The organism is Streptomyces sp. A0958, assembly GCF_004795035.1.
Lineage (GTDB): Bacteria > Actinomycetota > Actinomycetes > Streptomycetales > Streptomycetaceae > Streptomyces.
Genome location: NZ_SSBK01000002.1, coordinates 128,839 through 154,223 on the forward strand (window position 1 = coordinate 128,839; position 25,385 = coordinate 154,223).

At 70.8% G+C, this 25,385-nt stretch carries 19 protein-coding genes and 1 tRNA gene; 13 read left to right on the forward strand and 7 right to left on the reverse strand.

Annotation, left to right across the window (positions count from 1 at the left end; all coding sequences use genetic code 11):
* Positions 1–82: 82 nt before the first annotated feature.
* From E6P78_RS02665 to E6P78_RS02695, 7 genes are all read left to right on the forward strand, one after another.
* Complete coding sequence (locus E6P78_RS02665; RefSeq protein WP_136201852.1) at positions 83–1,690, forward strand: carboxyl transferase domain-containing protein; 1,608 nt, start codon at positions 83–85, stop codon at positions 1,688–1,690.
* Positions 1,691–1,697: 7 nt separating this feature from the next.
* On the forward strand, positions 1,698–3,791 hold the full coding sequence (locus E6P78_RS02670; protein ID WP_136201853.1) for a biotin carboxylase N-terminal domain-containing protein: 2,094 nt from the start codon (positions 1,698–1,700) through the stop codon (positions 3,789–3,791).
* Positions 3,788–4,738 (forward strand): hydroxymethylglutaryl-CoA lyase, encoded by a 951-nt coding sequence (locus E6P78_RS02675; RefSeq protein ID WP_136201854.1) that lies wholly within the window; start codon positions 3,788–3,790, stop codon positions 4,736–4,738. The genes E6P78_RS02670 and E6P78_RS02675 overlap by 4 nt, the downstream gene beginning before the upstream one ends.
* Positions 4,739–4,769: 31 nt before the next feature.
* A complete protein-coding gene (locus E6P78_RS02680; RefSeq protein ID WP_136201855.1) occupies positions 4,770–5,936 on the forward strand; it encodes an acyl-CoA dehydrogenase family protein in 1,167 nt (388 codons plus the stop codon).
* Positions 5,937–6,379: 443 nt separating this feature from the next.
* On the forward strand, positions 6,380–7,171 hold the full coding sequence (locus E6P78_RS02685; protein WP_136201856.1) for a GntR family transcriptional regulator: 792 nt from the start codon (positions 6,380–6,382) through the stop codon (positions 7,169–7,171).
* On the forward strand, positions 7,171–7,854 hold the full coding sequence (locus E6P78_RS02690) for a YdcF family protein (RefSeq protein WP_136202046.1): 684 nt from the start codon (positions 7,171–7,173) through the stop codon (positions 7,852–7,854). The genes E6P78_RS02685 and E6P78_RS02690 overlap by 1 nt, the downstream gene beginning before the upstream one ends.
* Before the next feature lie 116 nt (positions 7,855–7,970).
* The gene (locus E6P78_RS02695; protein WP_136202047.1) at positions 7,971–8,954 is read left to right on the forward strand and encodes an ABC transporter substrate-binding protein; all 984 of its coding nucleotides are present in this window, start codon (positions 7,971–7,973) and stop codon (positions 8,952–8,954) included.
* A gap of 53 nt (positions 8,955–9,007) precedes the next feature.
* Here E6P78_RS02695 and E6P78_RS02700 read toward each other — a convergent pair whose 3' ends face one another.
* Positions 9,008–10,669, reverse strand: a complete 1,662-nt coding sequence (locus E6P78_RS02700; RefSeq protein ID WP_136201857.1) for a beta-N-acetylhexosaminidase — start codon at positions 10,667–10,669, stop codon at positions 9,008–9,010.
* A 334-nt stretch (positions 10,670–11,003) separates the two neighbouring features.
* Between E6P78_RS02700 and E6P78_RS02705 the strand changes: the two genes are divergently transcribed.
* Both E6P78_RS02705 and glmS read left to right on the forward strand, forming a co-directional pair.
* A complete protein-coding gene (locus E6P78_RS02705) occupies positions 11,004–11,279 on the forward strand; it encodes a hypothetical protein (protein WP_136201858.1) in 276 nt (91 codons plus the stop codon).
* A gap of 57 nt (positions 11,280–11,336) precedes the next feature.
* Positions 11,337–13,166, forward strand: a complete 1,830-nt coding sequence (gene glmS / locus E6P78_RS02710; protein WP_136201859.1) for a glutamine--fructose-6-phosphate transaminase (isomerizing) — start codon at positions 11,337–11,339, stop codon at positions 13,164–13,166.
* Positions 13,167–13,368: 202 nt separating this feature from the next.
* Here the strand turns inward: glmS and E6P78_RS02715 are convergent, their stop codons facing one another.
* On the reverse strand, positions 13,369–13,890 hold the full coding sequence (locus tag E6P78_RS02715; RefSeq protein ID WP_136201860.1) for a universal stress protein: 522 nt from the start codon (positions 13,888–13,890) through the stop codon (positions 13,369–13,371).
* An 890-nt stretch (positions 13,891–14,780) separates the two neighbouring features.
* On the opposite strand from E6P78_RS02715, the gene E6P78_RS02720 reads away from it, so the two are divergent.
* From E6P78_RS02720 to E6P78_RS02735, 4 genes are all read left to right on the forward strand, one after another.
* Complete coding sequence (locus E6P78_RS02720) at positions 14,781–16,004, forward strand: helix-turn-helix domain-containing protein (protein WP_136201861.1); 1,224 nt, start codon at positions 14,781–14,783, stop codon at positions 16,002–16,004.
* A 10-nt stretch (positions 16,005–16,014) separates the two neighbouring features.
* Positions 16,015–16,617, forward strand: a complete 603-nt coding sequence (gene orn, locus E6P78_RS02725) for an oligoribonuclease (RefSeq protein ID WP_136201862.1) — start codon at positions 16,015–16,017, stop codon at positions 16,615–16,617.
* 126 nt (positions 16,618–16,743) lie between these two features.
* Positions 16,744–16,816: transfer RNA gene (locus E6P78_RS02730), tRNA-His, on the forward strand.
* An 84-nt stretch (positions 16,817–16,900) separates the two neighbouring features.
* Positions 16,901–18,442 carry an FMN-binding glutamate synthase family protein gene (locus tag E6P78_RS02735; RefSeq protein WP_136201863.1) on the forward strand — a complete coding sequence of 514 codons (1,542 nt, stop codon included), beginning with the start codon at positions 16,901–16,903 and terminating at the stop codon, positions 18,440–18,442.
* Positions 18,443–18,681: 239 nt separating this feature from the next.
* On the opposite strand, the gene E6P78_RS02740 is transcribed toward E6P78_RS02735, so the two are convergent.
* From E6P78_RS02740 to E6P78_RS02760, 5 genes are all read right to left on the reverse strand, one after another.
* The gene (locus tag E6P78_RS02740) at positions 18,682–19,713 is read right to left on the reverse strand and encodes a LacI family DNA-binding transcriptional regulator (RefSeq protein WP_136201864.1); all 1,032 of its coding nucleotides are present in this window, start codon (positions 19,711–19,713) and stop codon (positions 18,682–18,684) included.
* A gap of 268 nt (positions 19,714–19,981) precedes the next feature.
* A complete protein-coding gene (locus E6P78_RS02745) occupies positions 19,982–21,445 on the reverse strand; it encodes a GH1 family beta-glucosidase (protein WP_136201865.1) in 1,464 nt (487 codons plus the stop codon).
* A gap of 126 nt (positions 21,446–21,571) precedes the next feature.
* A complete protein-coding gene (locus E6P78_RS02750) occupies positions 21,572–22,492 on the reverse strand; it encodes a carbohydrate ABC transporter permease (protein ID WP_136201866.1) in 921 nt (306 codons plus the stop codon).
* A 15-nt stretch (positions 22,493–22,507) separates the two neighbouring features.
* On the reverse strand, positions 22,508–23,506 hold the full coding sequence (locus E6P78_RS02755) for a sugar ABC transporter permease (RefSeq protein WP_136201867.1): 999 nt from the start codon (positions 23,504–23,506) through the stop codon (positions 22,508–22,510).
* Between the two features lie 208 nt (positions 23,507–23,714).
* Positions 23,715–25,043 carry an extracellular solute-binding protein gene (locus E6P78_RS02760; RefSeq protein WP_136201868.1) on the reverse strand — a complete coding sequence of 443 codons (1,329 nt, stop codon included), beginning with the start codon at positions 25,041–25,043 and terminating at the stop codon, positions 23,715–23,717.
* Positions 25,044–25,385: the final 342 nt, after the last annotated feature.

A 25,385-nucleotide genomic window follows, 5' to 3' on the forward strand; every position in this document is an offset into this window, starting at 1 on the left:
CTGTTGGCACGTTAACGGTCATTAACACCGTCACGTTGACGCTGATCCACACACTGCGGTACGGGCAAGGGGGCTCGACAGGATGCAGCAGGCACCGGTGCTGGCGAGCGCGGCCGATCCCGCCTCGGAGGCCTGGCAGGCCAACGAGGCGGCGCATCACGCGCTCGCCGACGAGCTGCGCAAGCGGCTCGCCACGGCCAGGCTCGGCGGGGGTGAGAAGGCCCGCGCCCGGCATGTGGCGCGCGGCAAGCTGCTGCCCCGGGAGCGGGTGGACACCCTGCTCGATCCGGGCTCGCCCTTCCTGGAGCTGGCCCCGCTGGCGGCCGAGGGGCTGTACGGGGGCGCCGCGCCGGCCGCCGGGGTGATCGCCGGGATCGGCCGGGTCAGCGGCCGCGAGTGCGTGATCGTCGCCAATGACGCGACCGTCAAGGGCGGCACGTACTACCCGATGACCGTGAAGAAGCATCTGCGCGCCCAGGAGGTGGCGCTGGAGAACCGGCTGCCGTGCCTGTACCTGGTGGACTCCGGCGGCGCCTTCCTGCCGATGCAGGACGAGGTGTTCCCCGACCGGGAGCACTTCGGGCGGATCTTCTACAACCAGGCCCGGATGTCCGGGGCCGGCATCCCGCAGATCGCGGCGGTGCTGGGCTCGTGCACGGCCGGCGGGGCGTACGTCCCGGCGATGAGCGACGAGGCCGTCATCGTCCGCGACCAGGGCACGATCTTCCTGGGCGGCCCGCCGCTGGTGAAGGCCGCGACCGGTGAGGTGGTCACGGCCGAGGAGCTGGGCGGCGGTGAGGTGCACTCCCGTACGTCGGGCGTCACCGACCACCTCGCGGAGGACGACGCGCACGCGCTGCGGATCGTGCGGAACATCGTGGCGACGCTGCCGGACCGGGGCCCGCTGCCGTGGTCGGTGCGGCCGGTGGACGAGCCGAAGGCGGACCCGGCCGGTCTGTACGGGGCGGTGCCCGTCGACTCGCGCACCCCGTACGACGTGCGCGAGGTGATCGCCCGGGTCGTGGACGGCTCGCGGTTCGCGGAGTTCAAGGCGGAGTACGGCACGACGCTGATCACCGGCTTCGCGCACATCCACGGCCACCCGGTCGGCATCGTCGCCAACAACGGCATCCTGTTCTCCGAGTCCGCCCAGAAGGGCGCGCACTTCATCGAGCTGTGCGACCAGCGCGGCATCCCGCTGGTCTTCCTCCAGAACATCTCGGGCTTCATGGTCGGCCGGGACTACGAGGCCGGCGGCATCGCCAAGCACGGCGCGAAGATGGTCACCGCCGTCGCCTGCACCCGGGTGCCGAAGCTGACCGTGGTGGTCGGCGGCTCCTACGGGGCGGGCAACTACTCCATGTGCGGCCGGGCCTACAGCCCCCGCTTCCTGTGGATGTGGCCCAACGCGAAGATCTCCGTCATGGGCGGCGAGCAGGCCGCGTCCGTCCTCGCCACCGTCAAGCGCGACCAGCTGGGCGACGACTGGAGCGCCGAGGACGAGGAGGCCTTCAAGGCCCCGATCCGCGAGCAGTACGAGACCCAGGGCAACGCGTACTACGCCACGGCCCGGCTCTGGGACGACGGCGTGATCGACCCGCTGGAGACCCGGCAGGTGCTGGGGCTCGCCCTGACCGCGTGCGCCAACGCGCCCTTGGGCGACGCCGGCTTCGGCGTCTTCCGGATGTGAGGAAGAGATGACGATGTTCGACACGGTCCTCGTCGCCAACCGCGGCGAGATCGCGGTCCGGGTCATCCGGACCCTGCGCGAGCTGGGCGTGCGCTCGGTCGCCGTCTTCAGCGACGCGGACGCCGACGCGCGGCACGTACGGGAGGCCGACACGGCGGTACGGATCGGCCCCGCGCCCGCCTCCGAGAGCTACCTGAGCGCGGACCGGCTCCTGGAGGCGGCCCGCCGCACCGGCGCCCAGGCCGTCCACCCCGGCTACGGCTTCCTCGCGGAGAACGCGGCCTTCGCGCGGGCGTGCGCGGAGGCGGGGCTCGTCTTCATCGGGCCGCCCGCCACCGCGATCTCCCTGATGGGCGACAAGATCCGGGCCAAGGAGACGGTCGCGGCGGCCGGCGTCCCGGTGGTGCCCGGGTCCTCCGGCAGCGGGCTGAGCGACGGCGAGTTGGCGGAGGCGGCCGGTGCGATCGGCATGCCGGTGCTGCTGAAGCCCTCGGCGGGCGGCGGCGGCAAGGGCATGCGGCTGGTGCGGGACGCGGCGCTGCTCGCGGACGAGATCGCGGCGGCCCGGCGCGAGGCCCGCGCCTCCTTCGGGGACGACACGCTGCTCGTGGAGCGGTGGATCGACCGGCCGCGCCACATCGAGATCCAGGTGCTGGCCGACGCCCACGGCAACGTGGTGCACCTCGGTGAGCGCGAGTGCTCGCTCCAGCGCCGCCACCAGAAGATCATCGAGGAGGCGCCGTCCGTCCTGCTCGACGAGGAGACCCGGGCGGCGATGGGCGAGGCGGCCGTCCAGGCGGCCCGCTCCTGCGGGTACGTCGGCGCGGGCACGGTGGAGTTCATCGTCCCGGGCAACGACCCGTCCTCGTACTACTTCATGGAGATGAACACCCGCCTCCAGGTCGAGCACCCGGTGACCGAGCTGGTCACCGGCCTGGACCTGGTGGAGTGGCAGCTGCGGGTCGCCGCCGGTGAGCCCCTGCCGTACGGGCAGGACGCCATCACGCTCACCGGGCACGCCGTCGAGGCCCGGGTCTGCGCCGAGGACCCGGCGCGCGGCTTCCTGCCCTCGGGCGGGAGGGTGCTGGCGCTCCGTGAGCCGCAGGGCGGCGGGGTGCGGACCGACTCGGGGCTCGCCGAGGGCGGCGAGGTCGGCAGCCTGTACGACCCGATGCTGTCCAAGGTCATCGCGTACGGCCCCGACCGGGCGACCGCCCTGCGCCGACTGCGGGCGGCGCTCGCGGACACCGTCGTCCTCGGTGTCCCGGTCAACGCGGGCTTCCTGCGCCGGCTCCTCGGCCACCCGGCGGTGGTGGCGGGCGAGCTGGACACCGGCCTGGTGGAGCGCGAGGTGGACGCGCTGGTCCCCGAGGGCGTGCCGGAAGAGGTGTACGCGGCGGCCGCTCTGCTGCGGCAGCACACCGCGTCCGCCGCCGCCCGCGCCCGCGCCGGGGCCTGGGCCGACCCGTTCTCGGCCGGTGACGGCTGGCGGCTCGGCGGCACCCCGGCCCGGACGCTGCGGGACTTCCACATCCCCGGCCACGACCCGGTCCAGGTGGGCCTGCGGCCGTGCGGCGGCGGGTCCACGGAGCTGGCCTTCGGCCATGTCGGTGAGGGCGCGCAGCCCCCGGCCCCGGAATCAGGGGCCTGCGGCCCGCTCGGACCGCTGCCCGGCGGCCCGGAGACGGCGCGGACCCTCTCGGTGGACGACGGCCGCATCACGCTCGAACTCGCCGGGGTCACCCATGTGTTCGCGTACGCCGCCTCCCCGGAGGGGCACTGGCTCGGCCGGGACGGCGACAGCTGGCACGTACGGGACCACGACCCGGTGGAGGCGTCGCTGACCGGCGCCGCCCGCTCCGGCGCCGACACACTCGCCGCGCCCATGCCCGGCACCGTCACAGTGGTCAAGGTGGCGGTCGGGGACGAGGTCGTCGCCGGGCAGAGCCTGCTGGTGGTGGAGGCGATGAAGATGGAGCACGTCATCTCCGCCCCGCACGCCGGCACCGTCACCGAACTCGATGTCACGGCCGGGGCCACGGTCGCCATGGACCAGGTACTGGCGGTAGTGGTCCCCGTCTCCGCCGGGGAGGAAGCATGACGACCGCCCGCACCCTGCCGATGACCGTGCCCGCCGAGGGCCTGCCCGCCCGGGTCCGTATCCACGAGGTCGGCGCCCGCGACGGGTTGCAGAACGAGAAGGCGGTCGTGGAGACCGGGGTGAAGGCGGAGTTCATCCGCCGGCTCGCGGTCGCCGGGCTGACGACGATCGAGGCGACGAGCTTCGTGCACCCCAAGTGGGTGCCCCAACTCGCCGACGCCGAGCAGCTGTTCCCGATGCTCGGTGACATCGGGGACGTGGGCGACGTGGCGCTTCCGGTGCTCGTGCCGAACGAGCGCGGGCTCGACCGGGCCCTGGCGCTCGGGGCGCGCCACATCGCCGTGTTCGGCTCCGCGACCGAGACGTTCGCCGCCCGCAACCTCAACCGCACGGTCGACGAGTCGCTGGCCATGTTCGAGCCCGTGGTGGCCCGCGCCAAGGCCGAGGCCGTGCATGTGCGCGGCTACCTGTCGATGTGCTTCGGCGACCCGTGGGAGGGGCCCGTGCCGGTCGGCCAGGTCGTACGCGTGGCGAAGGCGCTGATGGACCTCGGCTGCGACGAGCTGTCGCTCGGGGACACCATCGGCGTCGCCACCCCCGGCCACGTACAGGCCCTGCTGACCGGGCTCAACGAGGCCGGGGTGCGCACGGAGGCGATCGGCGTGCACTTCCACGACACGTACGGTCAGGCCCTGTCCAACACCCTCGCCGCGCTCCGGCACGGCGTGTCCACGGTGGACGCCTCGGCCGGCGGCCTCGGCGGCTGCCCGTACGCGAAGAGCGCGACCGGAAACCTCGCCACCGAGGATCTCGTGTGGATGCTCGACGGCCTCGGTATCGAAACCGGGGTCGACCTCGACGAGCTCACCGCCACCAGCGTGTGGCTCGCCGGACACCTGGGCCGACCCAGCCCGTCCCGTACCGTCCGCGCACTCGCGGCGCAGTGAACGTCCCGTCCCACAAGGAGTGAACGTCCCCATGTCCCTGGACCACCGGCTGACCGCCGAGCACGAGGAACTGCGCCGTACCGTCGAGGAGTTCGCGCGCGACGTCGTCGCCCCGAAGATCGGCGACTTCTACGAGCGGCACGAGTTCCCGTACGAGATCGTGCGCGAGATGGGGCGGATGGGCCTGTTCGGGCTGCCGTTCCCGGAGGAGTACGGCGGGATGGGCGGCGACTACCTCGCGCTCGGCATCGCCCTGGAGGAGCTGGCCCGGGTCGACTCCTCGGTGGCGATCACGCTGGAGGCCGGGGTCTCGCTGGGCGCCATGCCGGTGTACCGCTTCGGTACGGAGGAGCAGAAGCGGCGGTGGCTGCCGAGGCTCTGTTCCGGCGACGCGCTCGGCGCGTTCGGCCTGACCGAGCCGGACGGCGGTTCGGACGCGGGCGGCACCCGGACGACGGCCGTGCGCGACGAGGCGGCGGGCGAGTGGGTGATCAACGGCTCCAAGTGCTTCATCACCAACTCCGGTACGGACATCACCGAGTTGGTGACGGTCACGGCGGTGACCGGCCGCAAGGAGAACGGCGCCCCGCTCATCTCCTCGATCATCGTCCCGTCCGGCACCCCCGGCTTCACGGTCGCCGCCCCCTACTCCAAGGTCGGCTGGAACGCCTCGGACACCCGCGAGCTGTCCTTCGCCGACGTGCGCGTCCCGCTGGAGAACCTGCTGGGCGAGGAGGGCCGGGGCTACGCCCAGTTCCTGCGCATCCTGGACGAGGGCCGGATCGCCATCTCGGCGCTCTCGACGGGCTTGGCGCAGGGCTGTGTGGACGAGTCGGTGAAGTACGCCGCCGAGCGTCACGCCTTCGGGAAGCCGATCGGCTCCAACCAGGCCATCCAGTTCAAGATCGCGGACATGGAGACGCGGGCCCACATGGCCCGGGTCGGCTGGCGGGACGCGGCGTCGAGGCTGCTGGCGGGCGAACCGTTCAAGAAGGAGGCGGCGATCGCCAAGCTGTACTCCTCGACCGTGGCCGTGGACAACGCCCGCGAGGCGACCCAGATCCACGGCGGCTACGGCTTCATGAACGAGTACCCGGTGGCCCGGATGTGGCGCGACTCCAAGATCCTGGAGATCGGCGAGGGCACGAGCGAGGTGCAGCGGATGCTGATCGCCCGAGAGCTGGGCCTCCAAGCCTGAGGAACGGCACCGAGCGCACCGATCGGGGGTCCGGCACCGGGCCCCCGATCGGTTATCCGGCCCCGCGTGGGCCGAACCCCTCAGTCCTCGCCCTCCGGCACGTAGTCGGGGCACAACGAGTGCCCGCACTCGCACGGAGGCCAGCGGAGCGCCGCACCGGGCACGAGGTCGGCTCCCTCCGCCCCCGAATCGGTTGTCGGGACGATGAGGACGCCGTCCCTCCCGAAGCGCTCCGTTAACCGGGACAGACCCTGTCGCGCCTTGCTGCCGGCCGTCATGGCACCACACCTCTCAGTTGAACCGCATCCGGAAGCCCCATCAAAAGAACCACAGTCCTAGGATTACGCCCCATCGAAGTGGATAATGACTCGCAGTCCTGGGACTGTCAACCTCATCGGTGCTGTGCTTGACTGCTCCCTGAGACGTTGCGAGAGGAGCTGCGCATGGCGCCCAAGTGGCGGGAGTTGGCGGACAGGCTGGCCGACCGAATCCGGAGCGGCGCCTACTCCCCGGGGGACCGACTGCCGCACATCAGGGATCTCGTCGAAGCGGGCGAGGGCTCCAAGTCCACGGTCCACGCGGCATACCGGGCCCTGGAGGCCGAGGGTCTGGTCACCTCGTCCCGCGGACACGGCACAGTCGTACGGCAACGACGTCCGCTCAAGCGTCTCGGTGTCAGCCGGTACGACAAGGCCAAGTGGCGCGACAGCGACGAGGTCGCGTTCATCGCGGACCGCGTGGCTTCCGGGCGCGCTCACAAGCGAGACGACCAGACGCAGACGGTGAGACGGGTCGAGGCACCACCCGCCGCCGCTGCCGCGCACGGCCTGACTCCCGGTTCGCACGTCTACGCCCGCGCACGCGTCGTGCGAGAGGCCGGGCAGCCGACGCATACGCTGACCAGCTACTACCGCCCCGAGCATGTCGAGGGCACCCCCTTGGTCGACCCCACCCCGGGCCCCGCGGGCCGCGGCGGCGGATTCCGCGTGCTCTACGACGCGGGCTACGAGATCGACCGCATGCGCGAGGAGCTCTTCGCACGCGTAGCGACCCCGGAGGAATCGAAATTGCTCATGCTGGCCGGCGGTGAGCCGGTGGTGGAACTGCGCAGGACCGCGTACACGGCCGACGGAACCGTCGTCGAGTTCGCGATAGGAGTGCACGCGGCCTCACGCTTCACCTGGTCGTACGACTTCACCGTTCCGGACTCGGCCCACGGCAGAGGCACTACGTGATCATCTCGTCCCAGTCGTGGTCGGATGCCCGGCTCCTGTGGGAGCACCACCTGATGCACCACGACCCGCGCCCCTGCTCGGTGGCGATCGGCCTCGGAAGCCACGACCTCAAAGTCGCCGACGCGACCGCGCGCCTCTACCAGCGCGGCATGGCGCCCCTCATCCTGTTCACCGGCGCCACCAGCCCCACCACGCGGGTGCGCATGCCGCGCGGCGAGGCCGTGCACTACCGGGAGCGGGCACTCGAACTCGGCGTCCCCGACCGTGCGGTGCTCATCGAACCGCGCGCCCGCAACACGGGAGAGAACATCCGCTTCTCGCGGGCGGTTCTCGCCGAGGCGGGCGTCCCGGTCTCCTCCGTGCTGCTGGTCAGCAAGCCGTACGAGGAACGGCGCGCCCATGCCACGGCACGCAGGCTCTGGCCGGACGTCACCTTCGTGAGCGCGTCGGAGCCGGTCACGTTCGAGCAGTACGTGGCCGCCCTCCAGGACGACCGCATGGTCATCGACATGCTGGTCGGCACCTTGCAGCGCCTGCTGGTCTATCCGGCCCGGGGCTTCATGGCCGCCGATCCCGTCCCCGTCGAGGTGGCCACCGCGTACGAGCGGCTGTGCCGGGCCGGGTTCACGAGCCGGCTCGTCGTGGACGGGGCCGGGGGCCGTCGACAGATCAACAAACGCTGAGGTTAGGCTAGCCTTCCTTCGAACATGTCACCTGCCGGTCTCCGGCTCGTACGAAAGCGGATTCCGTCATGCGCACTGCCCGAGCGTCCCGCCCCACCCGCCGCGGCCTGCTGGCCATGGGCGGCGCCATAGGTCTCGGCGCCGTGCTCGCGGCCTGCGGCGACAGCGACTCGAAGGGCTCCGCAGCCACCGGCTCCAAGAGCGCCGACGCCGGGCCGTGGAAGTTCGAGGACGACCGCGGGCAGACCGCCGAGGCCAAGTCCGTCCCGAAGAACATCGTCGCCTTCACCGGTGTCGCCGCGGCCCTCCACGACTACGGCGTCGAGGTCAAGGCCGTCTTCGGCCCGACGAAGACCAAGGACGGCAAGGCCGATGTGCAGGCCGGCGACCTGGACATCAGCAAGGTCGAGATCCTGGGCAACGTCTGGGGCGAGTTCAACGTCGAGAAGTACGCGGCGCTCGGCCCGGAGCTGCTGGTCACCGCGATGTGGGAGAAGGACGCCCTCTGGTACGTGCCGGACCAGTCCAAGGACAAGATCCTGAAGCTGGCCCCGAGCGTCGCCCTGTGGGCCGCCCAGACCACGATCCCCAAGGCCATCCAGCGCCACGAGGACCTCGCGGCCTCGCTCGGCGCCGACGTCAAGGCCGCGAAGGTGACCGACGCAAAGGCCCGCTTCGAGAAGGCCGCGGCCCGGCTGCGCGCCGCCGCGAAGTCCAAGCCGGACATCAAGGTCATGATCGGCTCGGCCAGCCAGGACCTGTTCTACGTCTCGCTCGCCAAGATGTCCGCCGACACCCTGTACTTCCAGGAGCTGGGCGTGGACTTCGTCGAGCCGAAGGTCGACGAGGCGGGCTTCTTCGAGAATCTGAGCTGGGAGAACGTCGACAAGTACGGGGCCGACATCATCATGATGGACAACCGCTCCTCGGCCCTCCAGCCGGACGCGCTGACCTCCAAGCCGACCTGGACGCGACTGCCGGCCGTCAAGGCGGGCCAGGTCGTCCCGCGCACCACCGAGCCGATCTACAGCTACGACAAGTGCGCACCGATCCTGGAGGACCTGGCGAAGGCCATCGAGGACGCCAAGAAGGTCGCCTGACGACCGGGGCCGTCCGGCGGCCGGGGGCACCCGGCCGCCGGACGGCCCGCGCCTCATCGCGCCGCGGTCGCCTCCGCCGGCCACGGGACCTGGGGCGAGCGGTAGTAGTCGATCCCCTGTGCGGTGAACCGCTCCCCGAGCCCCGCCAGCCGCACCTTGTACGTGTTCCAGTCGTGCGTCGAGGCCGGTGACCAGCCCAGCTCCGCCGCGCCGGGCAGCCTCGGGAACGCCATCGCGTCGATGTCGTCGCTGTCGGTCAGGGTCTCCGACCAGATCGGCGCCTCGACGCCGAGGACGGCGCCCTCGGGCGTGCCGTTGAGATACGTCGCCGGGTCCCAGTCGTAGGAGCGCTTGACCTCGACCAGACCGGCCCACTTCAGGCCCAGTTCGGTCTGGTCGTTGTACTTCATGTCGAGGTACACGCGGTCCGCCGGGGAGAGCACCAGCTTCGTGCCCTTCTTCGCCGCGTCGACCACCTGTGCGCGGTCCGCGGCGCTGGTGGCGTCGTAGCCCCAGTACTGGGCGACCGCGCCCTTGACCGGGTCGGCCCCGGTGAGCTGGTGCCAGCCCATCACGGTCTTGCCGTACTTCCCGACGACGGCCTGGGCCCGCTCCATGATCGTGACGTAGTCCTCGTGGCTGGTGGAGTGCGCCTCGTCACCGCCGATGTGGAAGTACCGGCCGGGCGTGAGCGCGGCCACCTCGCGCACGACGTCGTCGATGAAGTCGTACGTGACGTCCTTGCCGGCGCACAGGGAGCTGAAACCGACCTTCGTGCCGGTGTAGAGCGGCGGCGCGACGCCGTCGCAGTTCAGCTCGGCGTACGAGGCGAGGGCGGCGTTGGTGTGGCCGGGCAGGTCGATCTCCGGCACCACCTCCAGGTAGCGGGAGGCCGCGTACCGCACGATCTCCTGGTACTGGGCCTTGGTGTAGTAGCCGCCGGTCCCGCCGCCGACCTCCGTGGAGCCGCCGTACGTGGCCAGCTTCGGCCAGGAGTCGACGGCGATGCGCCAGCCCTGGTCGTCGGAGAGGTGCAGGTGGAAGGTGTTCATCTTGTACTGGGCGACCTGGTCGATGTAGCGCTTGACCTCGGTGACCGAGAAGAAGTGCCGGGAGACGTCGAGCATCGCGCCCCGGTAGGCGTAGCGCGGGGTGTCGGTGATGCTGCCGCCCGCGACCCGCCACGTGGCCTTCTGGGGGCTGTCGCGCTCCACCTGGGCCGGCAGCAGCTGACGCAGCGTCTGGACGCCGTGGAAGAGCCCTGCGGGCTGCCGGGCGGTGATGGTGACGGCACCGGTCCCCGAGGTGAGGGTGTAGCCCTCGGCGCCCAGTTGGCCGGCGCGGGGGTCGAGCCGGAGCCGGATGCCGTCGGTGCCGTCGGCGTCGGTGACCGGGAGGGCGTACCCGGTGGAGGGGCGCAGCACGCCCGCCAGGTACTCGCCGACCTTCCGGGCCTCGCCGGAGGCGCCGATGGCCCGGATGCGGGTGGCACCGGTGAGGACGTACGGGGAGCCGCCCGGTCTCACGGAGGCGGGGGCGGGCACCACCTGGCCGAGGGGGCGGGGCGCCCAGGCCGTTCCGGCGCTGTCGGCGGCGGAGGCGACGGGGGCCGCGCACGCGCTGGAGGCACCGGCCGCCGCGACGAGGAGCAGCGAGCCGAGAAGCCGGGGTAGAGCACGGAGAAGAGCACTGCGCCGGACCGTGTGCGGTCTCACAAGCCGGGTCCTTTTCTTCGGGTTCACTCTGCTGGGTCCTGTCTGGAGTCCACCGTCGCCATGCGTACCGCGCGCCTCACGGATGGTCAAGGTTTAGACCAGATCCGGGCGTTGCCCGCCTCGACGCCCGGTGAGCGGTTTGCGTCTTATCAGAGAATTCACCCCATCGGCTCCGACCAGTGCCGCGACGGGCGGCCCCGACAGGTCGCCGCACCGCCGGAAACGGCCCCGCGAAATCCACCCAAGCCCGAAAAAGGGGGCCACTCGCCCACTTCCCTGCCCGAAATCGGGCAGGATTGTTGCGCTCGGGCCCCTATCGCCGCAGTATCGACGGGTGCTCGAACGCCGCTCGTCGTACGACGACCTCATTGACCACGTGGTGCGCAGCACCGCGCTCCCCCGCGGTGAAGCCGCCCGGGTGATCCTCGACGTGCTGGCGTACTTCGACGAGACGACGGAGGCCTTCGTCCGCCGCCGCCACCGCGAACTGCAGTCCGGCGGCCTGGTCAACACGGAGATCTTCGAACGGATCGCGGCCGAACTGCCGCACCGGGCGGTCGCGCCCCCGGAGCTCTCGCTCCGTCAGCTGCGCCGCATCGTCTACGGCTGAGGCCGCCTCACGGCCGGGCACCACTTACTTGTACGTCGATGGAGGGCAGAAGGCTCTATGTGCGGAATCGTCGGTTACATCGGAAAGCGTGACGTGGCCCCGCTGCTGCTGGAGGGTCTTCAGCGGCTGGAGTACCGGGGGTACGACTCCGCGGGCATCGTGATCACGGGGAAGCCGGCGGCCGGCAAGCCCGCCGCGCTGAAGTCGGTCAAGGCCAAGGGCCGGGTCCGCGAGCTGGAGTCCCGGGTCCCCAAGCGCTTCGCCGGCACGACCGGCATCGCCCACACCCGCTGGGCCACCCACGGCGCCCCGAGCGACGAGAACGCCCACCCCCACCTGGACGCCGAGGGCAAGGTCGCCGTCGTCCACAACGGGATCATCGACAACGCCGCCGAGCTGCGCACCCGGCTGACCGCCGAGGGCGTCGTCTTCCTCTCCGAGACCGACACCGAGGTGCTGGTCCACCTGATCGCCCGCTCGGACGCCAGCACCCTGGAGGAGAAGGTCCGCGAGGCCCTGCGCTCCGTCGAGGGCACCTACGGCATCGCGGTCCTGCACGCCGACTTCAACGACCGCATCGTGGTGGCGCGCAACGGCTCCCCGGTCGTCCTCGGCATCGGTGAGAAGGAGATGTTCGTCGCCTCGGACGTCGCCGCCCTGGTCGCCCACACCCGCCAGGTCGTCACCCTGGACGACGGCGAGATGGCCACCCTCAAGGCCGACGACTTCCGTACGTACACCACCGAGGGCTCGACCACGACGGCCACGCCGACCACCGTGGAGTGGGAGGCCGAGTCGTACGACATGGGCGGCCACGACACGTACATGCACAAGGAGATCTCCGAGCAGGCCGACGCCGTCGACCGGGTGCTGCGCGGCCGGATCGACGACCGGTTCTCCACCGTGCACCTGGGCGGGCTCAACCTGGACGCCCGCGAGGCGCGCGGGGTCCGCCGGATCAAGATCCTCGGCTGCGGCACCTCGTACCACGCGGGCCAGATCGGCGCGCAGCTGATCGAGGAGCTGGCCCGCATCCCCGCGGACGCCGAGCCCGCCTCCGAGTTCCGCTACCGCAACCCGGTGGTGGACCCGGACACGCTGTACGTGGCGGTCTCGCAGTCCGGTGAGACGTACGACGTGCTGGCCGCCGTCCAGGAGCTGAAGCGCAAGGGCGCCCGGGTGCTCGGCGTGGTCAACGTGGTCGGCTCCGCGATCGCCCGGGAGGCCGACGGCGGTACGTATGTGCACGCGGGACCCGAGGTGTGCGTCGTCTCCACGAAGTGCTTCACCAACACCGTGGTCGCGTTCGCGCTGCTCGCCCTGCACCTGGGCCGCATCCGGGACCTGTCGGTCGCCGACGGCAAGCGGATCATCGAGGGCCTGCGCAAGCTGCCCGCCCAGATCAGCGAGATCCTCGCGGGCGAGGACGAGATCAAGAGGCTGGCCGCCGAGTACGCGGACGCCAAGTCGATGATGTTCATCGGCCGGGTGCGCGGCTACCCGGTCGCCCGCGAGGCCTCGCTGAAGCTCAAGGAGGTCTCGTACATCCACGCCGAGGCCTACCCCGCGTCCGAGCTGAAGCACGGCCCGCTCGCGCTCATCGAGCCCGCGATGCCGACGGTGGCGATCGTGCCGGACGACGACCTGCTGGAGAAGAACCGCGCCGCGATGGAGGAGATCAAGGCCCGCAGCGGCCGCATCCTCGCCGTGGCCCACCAGGTCCAGGAGAAGGCCGACCACACCATCGTCGTACCGAAGAACGAGAACGAGCTGGACCCGATCCTCATGGGCATCCCGCTCCAGCTCTTCGCGTACCACACGGCCCTCGCCATGGGCCGGGACATCGACAAGCCGCGCAACCTGGCCAAGTCCGTCACCGTCGAGTGACCGGCCGCGGCCCCCGCAGGGGCCGCGGAAGCCCTGCCGCGCGCTGGTGGCGTCACTCGATCGACGTTTTCCACAGGTGAGTTGACGCCACCGCGAGCAGGTGCACGACAGGCCCGGAGGGCCGGACCGCAGGACGGCTCGGCTACGGGACAGCGCGGCTACGGGACGGCTCGGCGCGACTACGGGACGGCTCGGCGGTCGACTACGGGATGACGACGACGGGACGCTGGGCGCGGCGCGCCAGCCGGCCCGCGACCGAGCCGAAGATCCGGCCCACGATGCCGTGCGTGGAGCCCACGACGATCGCGTCGGCCGCGTACTCCCGGCCGACCTCCTCCAGCTCGTGGCAGATGTCCCCGCCGCGCTCCACGAGCACCCAGGGCACCTCGGCGAGGTAGTCCGCGCAGGCGAGCTCCAGGCCGAGGACCTCGGTGCGGTGGTCGGGCACGTCCACGAAGACGGGGGGCTCGCAGCCCGCCCAGACCGTGGTCGGCAGCCGGTTGGCGACATGGACGATGATCAGCCCGGAGCCCGTCCTCCGGGACATGCCGATGGCATAGGCGAGGGCCCGCTCGCTGGAGGTCGAGCCGTCGAAGCCGACGACGACCCCATGCCGGAAGGCGGGGTCGCACGGGCGGCGCGCTTCTTCGGCCGCCTGCGGGTCCGACATGGGGTCGGCTACCTGCTTGCGGTCCGCGGGTTCGGGGATTTCGTGACCGGCCATCGGTGTCTCGGCGAAGAGAGTCCTCGTGAGGAGAGCGACGTGGGGAAGACGCGTCAGCGGGTGGTGTCGTGGTGTCCGGGAATCATCTTCCCAACCCCTTACCCCCAAGGGTACGGCGCCATTCCTCCACCGCCCGTCCCGCGCACGGCGCACGCGCCGTTTCCGGGAGCATGCCCGAGACCGGCCCCGGATGGCAATGCCGGTTGCCCGGTACACCGACGTCGCGACCCCCGCCCGGCGCCCCGCACAGGGCCGCCGGGCCCGGCCCTCGGCCGCCCAACGGCCTCGCCCCACCAAAACGGAATCCACTCGTCCGGGCGACGGGGCCGTCACACGGGGGCGCGTCCGGAACCGATCGGACGACCGGCCGCAGCCACGGCCCGGTGGCCGGTATTCGGCTGCCCGCTCCACCCGGCGCGCCGGCCCCGCCGACTCTGCGGCGCGCCCCGGCGAGGGGGCGTGCGGGGGCGGACGGGCGCCCCGGGTTGTGCGCCGGTAGAACGACTGATTTCCGCACACGCGACCGTACATTTCCAGCCAACTTCGGGGGCCGGTTGATTCCTTGCCGAAATGGCCGGTCAACCCCCTTGCCACCAGGCAGGAAGAGACCGAGCGGTACGCTTCCGCCCAATGGGGACGGGCCATGAACGCCGGACGCACTTCCCTGCGCGACCCACGAGTGAAACGCTTCGTGATCGAACGCTTCCCGCCAGGTTGCCTTGTCGACAATGAGCCGGTTGGTGAACTTGTCACGACGGCACCACGGGACGCAGTAGATTCGATCTTGGGCGTCGAAGGCCGGGGACTCGTGCACGACCGAGGGGACAAGTGCAGGTGCGACAGGCCCGCAAGGACCAGGAAGACGCGAACACCGAGGGGGGCTTAGCGTCATGAGCCAGGACTCCGCCACCGCAACGGAGGCTGTACGGAAGCTGGGCGGACGACGACGCCGGGAAGTCGTCGCCGTACTGCTGTTCAGCGGTGGCCCCATCTTCGAGAGCTCCATCCCGCTGTCGGTGTTCGGAATCGACCGGCAGGACGCGGGAGTTCCGCGCTACCGCCTGCTCGTGTGCGGCGGTGAAGAGGGACCGCTGCGCACCACCGGTGGCCTCGAACTGACCGCGCCCTACGGGCTGGAGGCGATCAGCAGGGCCGGCACCGTCGTGGTGCCCGCCTGGCGTTCGATCACCTCTCCGCCGCCCGTGGAGGCCCTGGAGGCGCTGCGCCGCGCCCATGAGGAGGGCGCCCGCATCGTCGGGCTGTGCACGGGGGCCTTCGTGCTCGCCGCCGCCGGGCTGCTGGACGGCCGCCCGGCCACCACGCACTGGATGTACGCGCCGACGCTGGCCAAGCGCTACCCGTCGGTCCACGTCGATCCGCGCGAGCTGTTCGTCGACGACGGCGATGTGCTCACCTCCGCGGGGACGGCGGCCGGCATCGACCTCTGCCTGCACATAGTCCGCTCGGACCACGGCACGGAGGCCGCCGGGGCACTCGCCCGCCGGCTCGTCGTGCCGCCCCGGCGCAGTGGCGGCCAGGAGCGCTACCTCGACAGGTCTTTACCGGAGGAAATCGGCTCCGACCCGCTCGCCGAGGTCGTCGCCTGGGCGCTGGAGCATCTGCACGAGCAGTTCGACGTGGAGACGCTGGCCGCGCGCGCCTACATGAGCCGGCGGACCTTCGACCGCAGGTTCCGCTCGCTCACCGGCAGCGCACCGCTCCAGTGGCTGATCACCCAGCGGGTGCTGCAGGCGCAGCGGCTGCTGGAGACGTCCGACTACTCGGTGGACGAGGTCGCGGGCCGTTGCGGCTTCCGCTCGCCGGTCGCGCTGCGCGGGCACTTCCGCCGCCAGCTGGGCTCCTCCCCCGCCGCCTACCGGGCCGCCTACCGGGCCCGCCGTCCGCAGAGCGGGGTGCCGGAGCCGGTCGCGACGGTGACGGAGGCGGCGGTACCCGCCCAGGGCACCGCCGCGAACCGCCGGACCGCCGTCGCGGGCCCGTCCGCCGCCGCCCCCGTGGCGCTGGACGCGGGGCGCGCCGAGCACGGGAAGGCGGGTGCCGACGTGTACGCCGCGGGGCGCCCGGCCCTGCCCGGACAGCGGGGCGCCCCGTAGGGTGGGGCGTATGAACGACCGCATGGTGTGGATCGACTGCGAGATGACCGGGCTCTCGTTGACGGAAGACGCACTCATCGAGGTGGCCGCACTGGTCACCGACTCGGAGTTGAACGTGCTCGGCGAAGGGGTGGACATCGTGATCCGCCCGCCGGACGCGGCGCTGGAGACCATGCCCGAGGTGGTGCGGCAGATGCACACCGCCTCGGGCCTCCTCGACGAGCTGGCCGCCGGCACGACGCCGGCCGACGCCGAGGAGCAGGTCCTCGCCTACGTCCGCGAGCACGTGAAGGAGCCCGGCAGGGCCCCGCTCTGCGGCAATTCGGTGGGCACCGACCGCGGCTTCCTCTCCCGCGACATGCCGCTGCTGGAGGGCTACCTCCACTACCGGATCGTGGACGTCTCCTCGGTCAAGGAGCTGGCCCGCCGCTGGTACCCCAGGGCGTACTTCAACAGCCCGGAGAAGAACGGCAACCACCGCGCCCTCGCGGACATCCGCGACTCCATCACGGAGCTGCGGTACTACCGCGAGGCGGTCTTCGTACCGCAGCCCGGCCCGGACTCCGAGCAGGCGAAGGCGATCGCGGCACGGGTCTCGGGGCCCCGGGGCTGACGCCTCCGGGAAGCCGCTGGTCACCGCCCTTCCGGAGGCCGCGACCGGCGGCCGGGGAATGAGGGCGCGAGCACCCTCCGAGACCCTGTACACTTTTTCTCGGCCGGTCGGAAACGACCGGACATGGTGGGTATAGCTCAGATGGTAGAGCACCTGGTTGTGGTCCAGGATGTCGCGGGTTCGAGTCCCGTTACTCACCCTTGATGAAGAAGGGCCGGTTCGCTTGGGCGAACCGGCCCTTCTCTATGGTCGGGCTATCCCACAGTCGACGAGAGGAACGCTCATGCGCGCCCGGAGTATCGGCACGGCCGCAGCGGCGGCACTGGCGCTGGTGGCAGCCCGCGACCTCGTACAGAAGAAGCACGCGCTGCTCAGGAACTTTCCCGTGATCGGCCACGCCCGGTATCTGCTGGAGAGGATCGGGCCGGAGCTGCGGCAGTACGTCGTGACCTCCAACGAGGAGGAGCGCCCCTTCAGCCGCGACCAGCGCACCTGGATCTACGCCTCCGCGAAGGAGGAGAACAACTACTTCGGGTTCGGCACGGACATGGACGTGGAGCATGTGCAGGGCCACGCGTACGTGAAGCAGCGCACGTTCGCCGGCCCACTGCCCGACCTCCACGACCCGCAGGCCCCGCTGCCCTCGGCCAAGGTGCTGGGCGGTCCGCGCGGGCGGGCCAAGGCGTTCCGTCCTGCGAGCGTGGTCAACATCTCCGCGATGAGCTTCGGCTCGCTGTCGGGCGCGGCCGTCACGGCTCTGAACAAGGGCGCGGCACTGGCCGGCGCCCTGCAGAACACCGGCGAGGGCGGCCTCTCCCCGTACCACCGCAACGGCGGTGACCTGATCCTCCAGATCGGCACCTCGTACTTCGGCTGCCGCAACGAGGACGGCACCTTCAGCCTCGACAAGCTGAAGGAGATCGTCGCGGGGGCCCCGGTCAGGGCGATCGAGATCAAGATCTCGCAGGGCGCGAAGCCGGGGCTCGGCGGGCTGCTGCCGGCGGCGAAGGTGACCCCCGAGATCGCGGAGATCCGGGGTATCCCGCAGGGCGAGGACTGCGCCTCGCCCTCCCGGCACACCGCGTTCCACGACGTCGACTCGATGCTCGACTTCGTCGAGCTCCTCGCCGGGGAGACCGGTCTGCCGGTCGGCATCAAGAGCGCCGTGGGCGACATGGGCTTCTGGGAGGAGCTGGCCGCCCTGATGGCGCGGGGCGACCGCGGGGTCGACTTCGTGACCGTGGACGGAGGCGAGGGCGGTACCGGGGCGGCTCCGCTCATCTTCTCCGACTCGGTGTCCCTGCCGTTCCGGATGGGCTTCTCCCGCGTCTACGGCACCTTCGCCGAGCAGGGCCTCACCGACGACATCACCTTCATCGGCTCCGGCAAGCTGGGCCTGCCCGAGAACGCCGTCGTCGCGTTCGCCCTGGGCGCCGACATGGTCAACGTCGCCCGCGAGGCGATGCTCTCCATCGGCTGCATCCAGGCGCAGAAGTGCCACACCGACAAGTGCCCCACCGGCATCGCCACCCAGGACCCGTGGCTGGTGCGCGGCGTCGACGCGCCTTCGAAGGCGATACGTGCCGCCGTCTACCTGCGCACCCTCCGCAGGGAGCTGCTGAAGGTCTCCGGCGCGGTCGGCGTCGCCCACCCCGGGCTCATCACCACCGCCGACATCGAAGTCATGAACGGCGACTACGACGCCCGTGGCCTGGCGAGCGTATACGGCTACAAGGACGGCTGGGGCGAGCTGGCCCCGCACCTCGCCCAGGAGATCACCGCCCTGCTCACCGGGGCGGGCCCGGCGCCCGAGGGGCATGCCTGACGCGCGACGAGCACCCTGAGCGCACGTGGCCCTCACCCTGGCCCATCGCGGGGGTGCTGCGGTGCCCGTGCGTGCCGCGGAAGCCCTCTACGCGCAGGGCCTGTCCGGGGGTCACGTGAGGGCGCGGGCGCAGGGCCCGTGCCCTCACGGCGCCGACAGTGCGGTGTGCGGTGTGCGGTGAACGCTTCTGCCCGGCGCCGGGCGGTCGCGGGCTCCGCGCAGGCTGGACACGGCGGCCCTCACGACGAGTCGCGGACCACCAGCTCCGTGGGGAGCACGATCTGGGGGCGGTCGGCGTTCTCGCCGGCGATCGTGTCGAGCAGGACCCTGGTCATGGTGCGGCCCATCTCCTCGATCGGCTGGCGCACGCTGGTGAGGGCGGGGTCCATGTGGCGGGCCACGGCGGAGTCGTCGAAGCCGATGAGGGCGACGTCGTCGGGGATGCGGCGGCCGGCCTCGCGCAGGACCTGGCGGGCGCCGGCGGCCATCACGTCGGAGGCGGCGAAGACGGCGTCCACGTCGGGGCGGCGGGCGAGCAGGTCGCGCATGGCGCGGACGCCGCCCTCCTCGGAGAAGTCGGCGGGGGCGATCAGCCGCTCGTCGGGTTCCAGGCCGGCTTCGCGGACGGCCTGGCGGTAGCCGTCCAGGCGGCGCTGGGAGGCGTAGACGTCGAGCCGGCCGGTGATGGTGGCGATGGTGCGGCGGCCGCGCGAGGCGAGGTGTTCCACGGCGCCACGGGCCCCCTCGAAGTTGTCCGAGTCGACCGAGGAGAGCGGTTCGGTGGCGGATCTGCGGCCGTTCATCACGGCGGGCATACCGAGCTGTTCGAGCAGGTCGGGCAGCGGGTCGTCGGCGTGCACGGAGACCAGCAGCACGCCGTCCACGCGGTGCGCGGTGAGGTACTGGGCGAGCCTGCGGCGTTCCCGGTCGCTGCCGGCGAGGGTGAGCAGCAGCTGCATCTCCGTGTCGGCCAGGGCGGCGCCGACCCCGCGCACGATGTCGGAGAAGTAGGGCTCCGCGAAGAAGCGGCTCTCCGACTCGGGTACGACGAGCGCTATGGCGTCCGTGCGGTTGCCGGCCAGGGCGCGGGCCGCGCGGTTGGGTACGTAACCCAGCTCGGCGACGGCGGCCTCCACCGCCTCCCGGGTGTGGGCGCTGACCCGGGGCGATCCGTTGATGACGCGCGAGGCCGTGCCTCGACCGACCCCCGCCCGTGCCGCGACCTCTTCGAGCGTGGGCCGGCCCCCGCTCCGTACTCGCGCTGCCGTCATGGCTGCCTCCCGTTCGCGGTCAATTTCTCACAGTCGGATAACCAAACCAAGTCCTGGAGTTGGTTCCCTTGACACTCTGCGGGACCGGTCGGCCGTTCCCCCGCCCCGTTCTATGGGAGCGCTCCCACTCTACGCGCGCGGTCAAGCGGGACGTACAGGTCGGGGCGCCGCGGACCGCGAAGGGGGCGGAAACGGCTGAGACCCGGCACGGGTGCCGGGTCTCAGCGGCCGGTACGGGTCAGGACGTACCGGAGAGGGGGGGGATGTGTCAGGCGCGCCCGTCCTGCGGCGGGAGGGCGTGGCGGCGGATCACGTCGGCGTACCAGTGGGCGCTCGCCTTCGGGATGCGGCGCTGGGAGGCGTAGTCCACGTACACGGCACCGAAACGCTTCGAATAGCCGTACGCCCACTCGAAGTTGTCCATCAGCGACCAGAGGAAGTAGCCGCGCACGTCCGCCCCGTCTGCCACCGCGCGCTGCACGGCGTCGAGGTGGCCGTGCAGGTACGCGATGCGCTGGGGGTCCTGCACCCGGCCCTCGGGCGAGACGTAGTCGTCGAAGGCGGCGCCGTTCTCGGTGACCATCAGCGGGATGCCGGGGTGGTCCCGGGTGACGTCCATGAGCAGGTTGTAGAGCCCGTTGGGATCGATCGACCAGTTCATGGCGGTGGTCGCCTTCCCCTCCGCGAGGTGGAAGGCGACGTGCTCGGAGCCGGGCCACGGCGAGTAGTCGCTCGCGCCGTGGCCGTCGTTGCGGGTGTCGCCGGCGCCCTCGGCGGGCGTGGAGACCAGTGTCGGCGTGTAGTAGTTGATGCCCAGTACGTCGACCGGGCGCGAGATCGCCTCCAGGTCGCCGTCCTGGACCAGCTTCGACCAGTCCACCAGGTGCCCGGTGTCGGTGAGCAGGTCCTCGGGGTAGGCGCCGTGCAGCATCGGGCCGGTGAAGACCCGGTTGCCGACCGCGTCGATGCGGCGGGCGGCGTCCACGTCCGCCGAGCTCGACGTGAGCGGGCGCACCTGGTGGAGGTTGAGGGTGACCGAGGTCTGCGCGCTAGCGGGGAGTTGACCGCGCAGAACCTCGATCGCCCGGCCATGTGCGAGATTGAGGTGATGGGCCGCCCGCAGGGCGGAGGCGGGCTCGGTGCGGCCGGGGGCGTGCACGCCGGAGCCGTAGCCGAGGAAGGCCGAGCACCACGGCTCGTTGAAGGTGGTCCACGTACCGACGCGGTCGCCGAGGGCGCCCGCCATGATCGCGGTGTAGTCCGCGAAGCGCTCGGCGGTGGCGCGCTCCGGCCAGCCGCCCGCGTCCTCCAGCTCCTGGGGCAGGTCCCAGTGGTAGAGGGTGGCGACGGGCGTGATGCCGGCCTCCAGCAGCTCGTCGACGAGCTTGCGGTAGAAGTCCAGACCGCGTTCGACGGCAGGGCCGCGGCCGGTGGGCTGGACCCGGGACCAGGAGATGGAGAAGCGGTACGCCTTCAGCCCCAGCTGCTTCATCAGGGCCACGTCGTCGCGGTAGCGGTGGTAGTGGTCGGCGGCGATGTCGCCGGTGTCGCCGTTGAGGACCTTGCCGGGGGTGCGGCTGAAGGTGTCCCAGATGGAGGGCGTGCGCCCGTCCTCGGCGGCGGCCCCCTCGACCTGGTAGGCGGCGGTGGCCGCCCCCCAGAGGAAGCCCGTCGGGAACTTCGTGGCCTCGGGCGCCGGCTTCGGTGCGGTGTCGGGTCGTACAGCAGTCATGCGGGAGCGCTCCCAGAGAGGTGCGGACAGGGGCGGGGACAGGTGGGGCTCCGGAGCCCGTACGGTCCGCGGGGCGGGCGAGGACCGTACGGGGCGTCCGGGACGGATGAGAGGCAGGCGGAGGAGTCAGCCCTTGACGGCGCCGGACATGATCCCGCCGACGATCTGCTTGCCGAAGACCACGAACACCACGAGCAGCGGCAGGGTGCTGATCAGCGCGCCGGCCATCACGATGCTCTCGTCGGGGGTGTAGGACGCCTTCAGCTGGCCGAGGGCCACCTGGAGGGTGGGGTTCTGCTGGTTCAGGGCGAGGTAGGGCCAGAAGAAGTCGTTCCACGCCTGGACGAAGGTGAGCATGCCCAGCACCATCATCGCGGGGCGCGCCACCGGGAGGACGACGCTCAGCACGATGCGGAAGTTGTTCGCACCGTCGATCTTGGCGGCTTCGATCAGTTCGTACGGCAGCGCCTCGATCAGGTACTGCCGCATGAAGAACACGCCGAACGCGCTGACCAGGGTCGGGAAGATCACCGATTCCAGGCTTCCGCCCCAGCCGAGGTCGGCCATCATCATGAACAGTGGGACGACGCTGAGCTGCGGCGGGATGGTCAGGGTCGCGATGACCGCGGTCATCAGCGCGCCGCGGCCGCGGAAACGCATCTTGGCGAAGGCGTAGCCGGCCAGGGTGCAGAAGAAGAGCGTCGCCACCGTGATGCAGCCGGAGACGATGAAGCTGTTGACGATCGCCTTGCCCAGGTTGGCCTGGTCCCAGGCGGCTTCGAGGTTGTGGAAGAGCCGGCCGCCCGGCAGGAACGGCGGGGTGGTGGCCAGCACCTCGTCCTGGGTGTGGGACGCGGCCACCAGGGTCCAGTACAGCGGCAGCAGCGAGCCGATGCCGACGACGGCCAGCGCGATGTAGGCGAACGGGCCGCCCTTCAGCTGCTGACCGGCACCGGGCTTGAAACGGCTCGGGCGCTTCTGCGCGCGCTGCGCGGTGCGCACCGGGCGGACGGACCCGGGAACTTCGGTGGGGCTGGTGATGGTCATGGATATCGCTCCCGGTCAGACCGCGGATTTGCGTACGAAGCGGCCGATGAGCCAGTTGACCGCGGCGATGAGCAGCAGGAGGGCGAGCATCGCCCAGGCCACTGCGGCGGCCGGACCGAGATGCCCGAGGTTCCAGCCGTAGTTGTAGAGGTAGATGCTGAGGGTCTCGTACTGGTTCTCGCTGCCGCCGATAGCGCCGAGCTTGCCCCCCTCCAGCAGCAGGGGCTCGCCGAACAGCTGCATGGAACCGATGGTCGAGATGACGATCGTGAAGAGGATCGTGGGCCGCAGCGAGGGGATGGTCACCTTGAGGAACTGCTGCCAGCGCGAGGCGCCGTCGAGCGAGGCGGCCTCGTACAGGTCGGACGGCACGGCCTGCATCGCGGCGAGGTAGATCAGGGTGTTGTAGCCGGTCCAGCGCCAGATCACGATGGCGGAGATGGCGATCTTGGATGTCCAGTGGCCGTTGGCCCAGTTGGTGTCACCGAGGCCGACGAAGTGCAGCGCCCAGTTCAGCAGACCGCCGTCGGCCCGGAAGACCAGGGCGAAGACGAGGGCGGCCGAGGCCACCGAGGTGGCGTACGGGGTGAGGATGACCGTCCGCCAGAAGGTGCTGGCGCGGAGCTTGTAGTTCAGCAGGTGCGCCAGGCCCAGGGCCACGAGCAACTGCGGGACCGTCGACATGACACCGATCAGGAAGGTGTTGCTGACGGCCGTCCAGAACTCCGAGTCGTGCAGGATCGTGTCGAAGTTGTCCCAGCCGACCCATTCCATCTGGTCCAGGCCGGTCATCTCGATCCGGTGCAGGGCGATCCAGCCGGTGTAGATCAGCGGGTAGAGCCCGAAGGCGCCGAAGACGAGGAAGAACGGGGCGATGTAGGCGTACGGCGACGCCTTGTCATCGAACCGCCAGAGGCGGCTCCGCCACGTCTGCCGGCGGGTGTTCGCCGGCTTCCGCTGGGAGCCAGGAGGCGGCGGGGCGTATACGTCCCGGGTGGGAGACGAGGTGGCCACGGGCGGGATTCCTTCCCTGGAGTGCTTGAGTTACCCGGGTACGAGGCGGGGGCCGAGGACGTGTGCGGTGGGCTTCCACGGGGCGGCCGGGGAGGTGCCCGGTCGCCCCGTGCAAGCCCGCCGGCAGACGCGCCCCGCACGGCTCCGCACCCGCGGGATGGAGACGTGCGGGTGCGGGCGGCCCGGAGGCCGCCCGCCGCCGCGAACGTCAGCCGATCACCTTGTCGATCTTCTCCGTCGCCGCGTCCCACGCCTTGTCGGGCTTGGTTCCGCGCTGCTCCATGTTGTTGATCTGGGTGGAGATGGCTTCCTTGATGGCGGCGTCCTTCGGGCCGATGACGGCCTCGGGGATGGACTTGGCCTCGTCGGCGTAGATCTGCCCGATCGGGGCGTCGCTGAAGTACGGGAGCGTGGCGCCCTTCACGTCGTCCAGGTCGTACGCGCCCTTGTTGGACGGGAAGACACCGATCGCCTTGAAGACGGCGGCCTGCTGCTCGGGGGCGGTCAGCCACTTGACGAGCTTGCCGGCCTCCTCGACGTTCTTGCCCGACTTGGGCACACCGAGGAACGATCCGCCCCAGTTGGCGGCGGACGAACCCGGGGCGGTGGTGATGTCCCACTTGCCCTTGTTGGCGTCACCGGCGGCGATCGAGATCTGTCCGGCCATCCAGGCGGGGCAGACCACGGTGGCCACGGTGCTCTTGCGCAGACCGGCCTTCCACGGGTCACCGAACTGGGCGAGGCCCTCGGTCAAGCCCTTGTCCGCGGCCTCGGCCGACAGGTCCCAGCCCTGCTTGACGCTGGGGCTGTCCTTGTAGATCGCCTTGCCGCTCTCGTCGTAGTACTGCTTCGAGTTCGAGCTGACCACGGCGTTGAACATCGCGCTGGCGGAGTCCATGAAGTACGTCTTCGCAGGCGCGTTCTTCTTGTACTCCTCACCGAGCTTGAGGTAGTCCTCCCAGCCACCGGAGATCTTGGCGGCGACTTCCTTGCGGTCGGTCGGCAGACCGGCCTTCTTGAAGAGCTCGGTGTTGTAGCAGAGCGACATCGGGCCGATGTCGGTACCCGCGCCGATCACCTTGCCGTCGGCCGTGGTGGCCTGCTTCGCCTTCCAGGACACCCACTCGTTGACGTCGATGACCTTGCTCAGGTCGGCGAACTGGTCCGCCTTGGTGTCGACGATCTCCTTGATGCGTCCGACCTCAAGGCCCTGGATGTCGGCCAGACCACTGCCCGCGTTCAGCTGCTGGAGCAGCTTGGGGTAGTAGTCCTCCTCCTTGGCGGTGGTCTCTTCCTTCACCGTGATGTTCGGGTGCAGCTCGTGGTACTTCTCGAAGAGGCCGGCCTCCTTGTAGCCGAACTGGCCGAAGTCGGCGACGGTCAGCGTGATCTTCCCGTTCGCATCGGCGCCGGCACTGTCCGAGTCGTCCGAGTCGCTGCTGCAGCCGGTCAGCAACAGGGCCGTGGCTGTCAGGCCCGTGGTGGCCAGAACCGCGACTCTGCGGCTCCGACCGGCGGCGGTGCGGGTGATACGCATTCCACTACTCCTTGTTCCAGGGTGGGACTGGCTCACTGCGTGGCATACGCGCTGGTGAGTGCGGGTGCCGGATGGTTCAGGGGGGAGGACACGGGCAGTGCCGTTCACGCGAGAAATCCTCGTGCGATGTGGGAGCGCTCCCATGCGTCGATGTCGGAAGATTGCTGCCTGGGAGGGGTGGGTGTCAAGAGTTGAAGACGCTTCCGTTGCGCGAGCGTGTCCTGCAAGTCACGAGACCGTGTCCGGCCGAAGGCTTGCCAAAGCGGACCGCCCTGAGATGCGGAAGCCGAGGTTCCCGAATTCCCGCAGGTGAGAGACGTATTGAGGGTGGATCACGGAGTG